The 3,864-nt window shown below is 40.6% G+C and carries 7 protein-coding genes; all 7 read left to right on the top strand.

Going from position 1 to position 3,864, the window contains the following annotated elements; all coding sequences use genetic code 11:
* Nucleotides 1–121: 121 nt before the first annotated feature.
* The 7 genes from BHE89_RS11690 to BHE89_RS11660 all read left to right on the top strand — a co-directional run bounded on the left by BHE89_RS11690 (nt 122) and on the right by BHE89_RS11660 (nt 3,441).
* Complete coding sequence (locus BHE89_RS11690) at nt 122–523, top strand: hypothetical protein (protein WP_128860501.1); 402 nt, start codon at nt 122–124, stop codon at nt 521–523.
* Nucleotides 513–986, top strand: coding sequence for a hypothetical protein (locus BHE89_RS11685; RefSeq protein ID WP_069369976.1), 474 nt, complete (start codon nt 513–515; stop codon nt 984–986). The genes BHE89_RS11690 and BHE89_RS11685 overlap by 11 nt, the downstream gene beginning before the upstream one ends.
* Before the next feature lie 58 nt (nt 987–1,044).
* The gene (locus BHE89_RS11680; protein ID WP_128860500.1) at nt 1,045–1,506 is read left to right on the top strand and encodes a hypothetical protein; all 462 of its coding nucleotides are present in this window, start codon (nt 1,045–1,047) and stop codon (nt 1,504–1,506) included.
* A 34-nt stretch (nt 1,507–1,540) separates the two neighbouring features.
* On the top strand, nt 1,541–1,786 hold the full coding sequence (locus BHE89_RS11675) for a hypothetical protein (protein ID WP_141008290.1): 246 nt from the start codon (nt 1,541–1,543) through the stop codon (nt 1,784–1,786).
* Between the two features lie 3 nt (nt 1,787–1,789).
* Nucleotides 1,790–2,029, top strand: coding sequence for a hypothetical protein (locus BHE89_RS11670; protein WP_069369973.1), 240 nt, complete (start codon nt 1,790–1,792; stop codon nt 2,027–2,029).
* 771 nt (nt 2,030–2,800) lie between these two features.
* Nucleotides 2,801–3,100, top strand: coding sequence for a hypothetical protein (locus tag BHE89_RS11665; protein WP_069369970.1), 300 nt, complete (start codon nt 2,801–2,803; stop codon nt 3,098–3,100).
* Nucleotides 3,101–3,165: 65 nt separating this feature from the next.
* The gene (locus BHE89_RS11660) at nt 3,166–3,441 is read left to right on the top strand and encodes a MafI family immunity protein (RefSeq protein ID WP_069369969.1); all 276 of its coding nucleotides are present in this window, start codon (nt 3,166–3,168) and stop codon (nt 3,439–3,441) included.
* Nucleotides 3,442–3,864: the final 423 nt, after the last annotated feature.

Here is a 3,864-nt window from a genome sequence, read left to right as displayed (position 1 = left end):
CGACAGGAGAGTTTGCTTGGGGAGTTGTTTTAGGGGCAGCAAATTTCGCATGGCAGATGTATCAGAACGATGGCGATATTGACTGTGTGAACTGGGGGGGACGTTGCTAGTTGGAGCTTAGGTGGGCTCGGTGCCGGAATTGGGGGCTAAGATTGGATTAAAACTAGCGGGGAATAAAGGGCTAAATAAACAGTTTTCACATTTCATACCGTCGAGGTATGTCAGAAAAGGGAGTAAGTATCGCAAACCGTGGCTTGATAACAAGGTTGGTAGATGGTTAGTTAATGGTCACAATAAATGGAATGGTAACTACGTGCATGTCAAGCGACATTTTAAACATGACCCTTTTGCATTTGGCAATAAAGCATTTCCAGGGAAAACACTGGGACAGAAATGGAATCCTCTAATTAGTGTACTTGACAGGGTTCCATATACATGGAAAGGGACAGTAACAGGAGCCGCAGCAGGTGCGGGAGCAGGAGAGGTTTTAGGTTCAAACGGAGGGTGTAATTGTGGTAATTAAGAATTTGATAGATAAGCTGATATATGGTGGAGATAAGAAGCTACGTGAATATGAAGTCGTAGTGTTGAGGGCGTTTCGAGATGCTCTAAATGAAGATCAGAAGAATAAACTTGACTGTCAAATTAAGTTGTTGTGCAAAGTCCAAAGATGGCATGGTGGAAAAGTGACAGCATTTTTCGACATAAACGATGAAATGAAGCAATGCTGGCCGAAGAATATTGCTTTATTTCCAGATAAAGAGATTGTCGCCAAAATAGAGGGGGTTTTAGAGGGGAGAAAATTTACGGCAAGAATAGAGTTTTACAAAGGCTACTTACTTTATATTAAGTTCTCGCAAGATATGAACCTCTTCGGAAAAGAAACTCGGGAAAGCATTGGTGCAATTGGTGACTTCCTCGAAATAAATCTGAGAGGGGGATGCCAAGTAAAAAAAATCACAACCATGTTTAATGATGAGGAGTGATCTGGAAAGGCAGCGTTGAGAGCAGTTGGATAAATTGCTACCAATGGAGGGTGTGGTTGTGAGTGAAGTTAATAACATAGTCATTATTGTTCAAAAGGAAAGTGGGATGATGTTCCCATTTCATGTTGACGGGTTTTATTTAGCTAATGGTAGTAAAAGCGGAATACGGAAACAGTACAAGAATGCTCTCATCTTATTTCGAGATGGAAAAACAAAAGAAATTAGCGACGTGATGATTAATGGGGCTTTTGGGAGTTCGTTTTGGGGTAGGCTGTTTTCCTTTTTTAATAGCGTATGGAGTGTAGATGTTCTTACAAGAACATTGAGCATGGAGCTAACAGAACAGAAAGAGATAGTCATCAATGGGTTGATAGCTGACCAAAATAGGCCAGAGCCATTTTTCAATCTTGAGGAAGACGTTAACAATGTTGCTATGCGTGTAAGGAATGCAGGTTCGATGTCCGAGGTCTTCACCTATTTAGGGGTAAATGAGGACCTAGATGTACTGGATGTTCTATGAAGGTTGGTCTCAAGTCGTTTGGAAGGCGATTTTGATGAAAACTTATAAACGTTGGATGTGGTTTCTGGGAACTATTTACTTCCCGTTCTTATTTGGCTCTGTGTTTATAGGGTGGGTTGTGGGATATGGCGGTCAAAAATTGGCATTGATTTTAGGGTTGTATCAAACGAACCAGCAAAACGAAATGGTGTTTTGGGTTTTTTTGGCGATAGGTGCCGTGATTGGGGTAATAGGTTCAACTATGTCCTTAATCGAGTTCTGCCACAGTAAATGGCGGTGAGTAATGACTAGAAATAAAGCAATTGCAGCATATTTGATCGGCCTGCCAGCTTTGGGTGGTGTATTTGGACTCCTTTCTTATGTGGCTTACAGGCTAATAAATGGAAATGATTCCACATTTGTATTTGTAATGATGATGGCAGTCTGGGGAGGTTTTGGAATTGTTGTCGGTGGTCATGGTGCTTTTCAGACCATTCGGACAGAAAAGAAAATCAATGAATTTAGGAGTAAATATGGAAAATAGGTCTGAGGACTGGTCTACGCGAACGTTTCTGGCGTTGGTCCTGTCAACGCCAGCGGCCAAGTTGTTTGGAAGGCGAGCTACAGCCAGTTTGAGGATAGTTAAATGTTGAGAATTAAGGGTGTAGCACTCCGGCTCACAGCGCTAGGCGCAATATTTTCATGGTGCTTGACATTTTTAATTGTGGTATCAGGTATCTTTTACGAGCTGGGATTAACCCGCGTTACTAACGATACAGTTTATATTTTTGTTCAGTGTTTGTTGTTTGCTTCGATACCAACCGCAGTAATGTCTTTGATTATAAGATGCACTTCATGCGGCTCAACTTACTTCCATCGAGCTAGAGGGGATAAAAAGTTATTTTCATCCAAGATTAATATCGTCATTGGTGTGATTTTCTCAAAGAATCTGAAGTGCCCGAACTGCGGATCTAGTGTCAAGAATAAATGATGCGGAAAAATGTAACTAACTTCATTTTGATGTTTGTGCTTCCTATTTTCCTTATAGGTATGGGGATAGGGGTTATTGGGGGGATTTATAGCGCAATGGCTAGTTCAAGTATTTGAGTTATATGAGGACAAATCTAAATATAAAATGGTTTTTTGGGTCTTTGTATTTATAGGGACTTTCATGGGCGGTATTGGTGGAATCCAAGCTCTATTCCAATTCATTAGACTGAGAAATAGTGACAGAAGTGAATAGTGAGCAACACTGGATCGACGACGTTTCAAGCCAGCTTAAACGTAGGGAGAGGGATAGAAGGAGGAACGGCTTATGGAAATCAATAACTGGGTAGATTTCTTTCTTTATACAGCCTACTTCACTGGAGTTGTTGTGATTCTTATCCCTCTTGGGGTTAATTTTATTTACGTAGGAATCGCAGGGGTAATAAAGCATAAGAAGATAAAGTATGACAAAGGAACTGACATTCATCGTATTGGTAGAAATGTTTTTGAGATTGTTGGCGTAGGAGTCTTTGCTATATCTTTCTCTGTATGGTTTCTGTTCTTCGATAAAGGGGGGCACCTATTCCATTACCCAGCGGAGGTAATGAGGTTCTTTTCTGGTGCATGAAGTGAGTGACGTTGGTGTCGGTTCTACCAGACCGACGCCAGCGGCCAAGTGGTTTGGAAGGCAAAATGAAGAATGAATATCGAAAAATTGAATCCACACTAGAGCTTTTGCTGATGGCGCTTTCTGATTCGTTTTCTGAATGTGAAAGTATAGAAGTGCAAGAATTTATTGATGTGGGTGAGTATGGAATCGCACTAGAAACTATCATTGACATTATTAATGAAGAGTCAAAGAACATAACAAATGAAGCTGAGTTTCTGATTGAAAAAGCAGGGAGGATAATGAATATGGATACTACATCCATTGTGGATAAGATTTCAAAACATATAGATAAAGAATAAGATGAAAAAAAACCGATTTGAAATATAGAGCAGTATATCTGCTTGGATTTCCGTTAGCTGGAGCCCTTATAGGAATTGCAGTGTTCGCTTTATTAAATTATGTGAATGGGCCTCTAAGCAAATTCGCCTTATATCTGTCCGTTGGTGTTTGGGGGGGGGTATGGGAGTGTTCTCAGGAATCTATGGATACTTAAATCTAAGGAAAATATTAAAGTTAAAGAGAGCTAATGAGGAATCCAGGGGATTAATTACGGCTCACATGGTTCTGCTATTGGCGTAGCTTTTGGGGGACGGTTTTATGGAAATCAATAACTGGGGTGGGTATCCGTTAGCTGGAGCCCTTATAGGAATTGCAGTGTTCGCTTTATTAAATTATGTGAATGGGCCTCTAAGCAAATTCGCCTTATATCTGTCCGTTGGTGT

Source organism: Shigella sp. FC1967 (assembly GCF_001743005.1).
Lineage (GTDB): Bacteria > Pseudomonadota > Gammaproteobacteria > Enterobacterales > Enterobacteriaceae > Proteus.
The sequence above is the reverse complement of the archived record's forward strand: the minus strand, read 5'-3'. Positions and strand labels throughout refer to the sequence as shown.